At 41.3% G+C, this 4,030-nt stretch carries 5 protein-coding genes; 3 read left to right on the top strand and 2 right to left on the bottom strand.

Annotation, left to right across the window (positions count from 1 at the left end):
* Positions 1-224 precede the first annotated feature (224 nt).
* The 3 genes from B3Y13_RS08155 (at position 225) to B3Y13_RS08145 (ending at position 2,855) form a co-directional block, all read left to right on the top strand.
* The gene (locus tag B3Y13_RS08155; protein ID WP_296666719.1) at positions 225-449 is read left to right on the top strand and encodes a DUF6110 family protein; all 225 of its coding nucleotides are present in this window, start codon (positions 225-227) and stop codon (positions 447-449) included.
* A gap of 29 nt (positions 450-478) precedes the next feature.
* Complete coding sequence (locus B3Y13_RS08150; protein ID WP_296693866.1) at positions 479-2,554, top strand: heavy metal translocating P-type ATPase; 2,076 nt, start codon at positions 479-481, stop codon at positions 2,552-2,554.
* Position 2,555: 1 nt separating this feature from the next.
* Complete coding sequence (locus B3Y13_RS08145; RefSeq protein WP_296666723.1) at positions 2,556-2,855, top strand: HMA2 domain-containing protein; 300 nt, start codon at positions 2,556-2,558, stop codon at positions 2,853-2,855.
* Between the two features lie 91 nt (positions 2,856-2,946).
* On the opposite strand, the gene B3Y13_RS08140 is transcribed toward B3Y13_RS08145, so the two are convergent.
* Positions 2,947-3,375, bottom strand: coding sequence for a type II toxin-antitoxin system VapC family toxin (locus tag B3Y13_RS08140; protein WP_296693862.1), 429 nt, complete (start codon positions 3,373-3,375; stop codon positions 2,947-2,949).
* 29 nt (positions 3,376-3,404) lie between these two features.
* On the bottom strand, positions 3,405-3,674 hold the full coding sequence (locus B3Y13_RS08135; protein ID WP_296666727.1) for a type II toxin-antitoxin system Phd/YefM family antitoxin: 270 nt from the start codon (positions 3,672-3,674) through the stop codon (positions 3,405-3,407).
* Between the last annotated feature and the right edge of the window lie 356 nt (positions 3,675-4,030).

Below are 4,030 nucleotides of genomic sequence, written 5' to 3'. Positions count from 1 at the left end.
TGCTAACAAGGCTGTCATTGCCGTGCTTGACACGGCAATCTACTGAAAATTTCCAATGGATTATCGGGTCAAGCCCGATACTGACATTAAATTATAAAACTCGAAATTAAGGGTAAATAAAAAATTGTAAAAAGACCTCTAAAATATTGAAGTTAGCAGTTGATAACTATATACTGTTTTTCTTGAGGAGTTTATTTCAAAAATTCTATAAAAGAGGTGTTTTTATGACAAAACTTGGTGCATTTGCGATTGGCGTTGCAGTTGGAGGTGTTGCGGTTGCAATTGTCAAAACAGCAGGATTTAAAAAGGTTTGTTCAAAAGTTGTCAGCGCAGGAATGCAGCTAAAAGATGAAGCCGCATCTTTTGTTGAAACAATCAAGGAAGATGCGGAGGACATCAAGGCTGAGGCGGCTTACAACAAAAACGCTGCCGCTCAGGCCAACGCGTAGTTTAACATTTAAAAAGTAAAGGGATAGCAATGAATTTTCAGATTTCGCATAGTATTCCTGGGCGTGTAAGGCTTCGGTATGATTGGCATTTTCTGTCTCAAAGGCAGGCAATGCTTGTGCAGATGCTCGTCGGCATGCAAGACGGAATTTTATCAGTCGCTGTAAATACGGTTTCAGGAAGCATTCTTATTGAATACAAGGATATTTCTCTTGAAACGGCAATTTCTTATGTAAAGGCGCTGAACGAAAAATACCTGAACGATGAGACTCTTCTTTCAAGCGTTTCTGTGCCGTCTGCGCAGGAAAGTCTTCTTGGAGCGTTGCTTTCCCTTACTACAGAATATTTTATTAAAAAAATGCTTCCTCTTCCGCTAAGAAAAATTATTTCTCTGATTTCAATTGTTCCTCGTGTTCAAAAAGGCCTTGAGCGCTTTGCTGGCGGAAAGCCGTTCTGCGCGGAAACTCTTGATGCGACGGCAATCACTCTTTCATACCTTACTGGCGATATAAACACAGCAGGCACAATAAATTATCTTCTTGATATTGGAGATACGCTTGAGGACTACACAAAAAGAAAATCTCAGGACAATCTTGCGCAGTCGCTTCTTGTAGCTGACGAAACCGTCTCAGTGATTCAAGATGGAGAAGAAAAACAGATTTCTACACAGCTATTAAAGGCTGGCGACGTTGTGATTGTGCGCGCCGGCTCTTCAATTCCAGTTGACGGAATAGTTACGGATGGAATCGGTATGGTGAATCAGTCTTCAATGACAGGCGAGGCGTTGCCTGTCCAGCGTGAAAAAGGCTCTACAGTTTTTGCGTCTACAATTCTTGAAGAAGGNNAAATCAAAATAAAAGTAAAGGCTTGCGGCGGAAAAACAAGGGCCAGCAAAATCGCAAGTATGATTGATCATTCAAATTCTTTGAAAGCCGAAAGCCAAAAAAAGGCAGAGCGTGTTGCAGACAGTCTTGTAAAATACAACTTTTTGATTGCAGGTCTTACATATTTTATTACGCGGAATTTTACAAAGGCGGCTTCAACTCTGCTCGTAGACTATTCCTGCGCGATGAAGCTTTCTGCTCCGATTTCAGTTCTTTCTGCAATGCGCGACTGTGCGCGGAACGGAATTTTTGCAAAAGGCGGAAAATTCCTTGAAGATTTTGCAAAGGCGGACACGATTGTTTTTGACAAAACCGGCACTCTGACGGAGTCAAATCCAGTGGTACGAAAAATAATTCCGTTTGGAAACAGGACGGAAAATGAAGTCCTGAAACTTGCCGCCTGCCTTGAAGAGCATTTTCCGCATTCTTTGGCGCGGGCTGTGGTAAACGAGGCTTCTGCGAGAGGACTTGCGCATAAAGAGGAGCATGCGAAAGTTGAATATATTCTTGCGCACGGCATAGTTTCAAGTCTTGGCGAAAAAAGACTTTGCATCGGAAGCGCGCACTTTATTTTTGATGATGAGAAAATTCCGCTTAACGATGAAGCGAAAAAAATCATGGAATCGCTGTCGGACTGTTCACAGCTTTACTTTGCTGTAGAAGGCGAGCTTGCCGCAATCATCGCAATAGAAGATCCTATAAGAAAGGAGTCTTTTGAAGTGATCCAAAAGCTCAAAGAGGCAGGATTCAAAAATGTAATGATGATTACGGGCGACAACAGAAATACGGCGAAAGAAGTTGCAAGAAAAACAGGCGTAACAGGCTTCATTGCAGAGGCTCTGCCAGATACAAAGCTTTCATGGATTGAAAAACTGAAAAGTGAAGGGCACAAAGTAGTTATGGTAGGCGACGGCATAAACGATACCCCAGCGCTTTCTGCGGCAACGGTCGGAATCGCAATGGGAAAATCAAGCTCGATTGCAAGCGAAACTGCCGATATTCTTTTGCCAGACGACGGTTTGGCTTCGCTTCCTGTGCTGCGAAAAATCAGCCAGAATCTGATTTCAAGAATCAACAAAAATAACAGCGCAATAATCGGAATAAATTCTATGCTCATTGCAGGCGGACTTGCGGGAGCAATTTCTCCACAGACTGCGGCTTTGCTTCACAACAGCACGACAGTTGCAATAAGTGTAAATGCCATGGGCAATTTGGACAGATAAAATGATAGTGTCAAGTTTCTTTCCAGGAAGAATCCGTTTGCGAAATGAAGTTTTTAAGGATGCGGAAATTTATGCTGCTTTATACGCAGCTGTCGGAAACCATCCTGCTGTAAAAAAAATCGAGCGCAATGAAAGAACTGGAAGCGTTCTTCTTGAGTACATTCCGGAAAAACTTCCAATAAACAAACTTCTTGCGTTGCAAAGCGATTTGCTTGCTCTCGGAAAACTTGCGGAATTTTACAGTGCAAAAAACAAACCTGAAATCCTAAAGAGAATAAAGGAAATTGAGTCAAAGCTTTAGTTGCATTATGTCCGCAGCTTGCTGCGCGCGGTTCTCGCTTCGCTCGGACTGTCTGCGGCATTGCTCCCGGCGCTACCGCAATTTGTTTTTTCTATGCGGAAAACCAGTCCTCAACTCTTAGGAAAGAACGTTCAGTGGCTTCTGAAAAATCTGAAACATTGCGGGTTACAAGGACCATTCCGTTTGCGATTGCTGTTGCCGCAATTTGGGTGTCTCCGTATGGCAGCGTTTTTCCGCATTTTTCACAAGTTCCAAGCAGCTGTCCGCATATATTCGCAGAAAATTCGTCATAGGGGATTATCTCAAAATTATTTTTCAAATCTTCTGTGAATGCGGAAATTGAATCCTTTCGTTTTCCTTCCGGCATTTTGGAAACACCATAAGTTAATTCCTGCCAGGTTACGGCAGAAATCGCGCACATATTTTTTCGCGCTTCATATAATGCAATTACATTCTGATTCGGTCTTTTTTTTGAGAATTCTGAGACGATATTTGTATCCAATAAATAAATTTTATTCATTAAAAACTCCTGTAAGAAATTATGAGCAGTTATTCTTCAAAAATTACCCTGTTTGGATCCGGATAAACTTTTGGCGGAAGAGGAATCCCTTCATCACTCAACACATCTGCATATTTCTCGCGCCATTTTGAAAGCCAACTTGGTCCATCAGCCGAAGACTTTTTCTCGTATTCCTCATAGCTGATAATCACCGCAACAGGCTTGTCATATCTGGTCAGTTCCACAGGCTCTCCGCCTTCCGCGATTTTTACAAAATTAGAAAGATTGTTCCGCGCCTCGTAAATTGAAGTTCTGCACATAACGACACCTCCAAAATATCTTTTATAAAATAATACAACGCAAAAATATTCTGGTCAAGATTAAGAAATGTTGGCTAGACTTATGGAAAGAATAAGAGCCTGATTTTTAGTCATGGAATTTGCGTATTATATATAGAAGAAAGTGTGATTTTTTATTTGGCGGAACAAAATTCCAGTTAAAATGACAAGATTTTAAAATTTTTCTATTTAGCCTGAATTTCGAGTTTCGATAAGAACGGTAATTTAAGTGTCATTCCCGTGCTGCGACACGGGAATCTGTTGGAAATTTTCAATAGATTATCGGGTCAAGCCCGATAATGACATAAAATCATAAAACTCGAAGTTTGGGCTATTTA

The organism is Treponema sp. UBA7567 (assembly GCF_002476655.1).
Taxonomy (GTDB): Bacteria; Spirochaetota; Spirochaetia; order Treponematales; family Treponemataceae; genus Treponema_D.
Note: the sequence above shows the minus strand (reverse complement) of the source record. Positions and strands in the feature narration are given on the sequence as shown.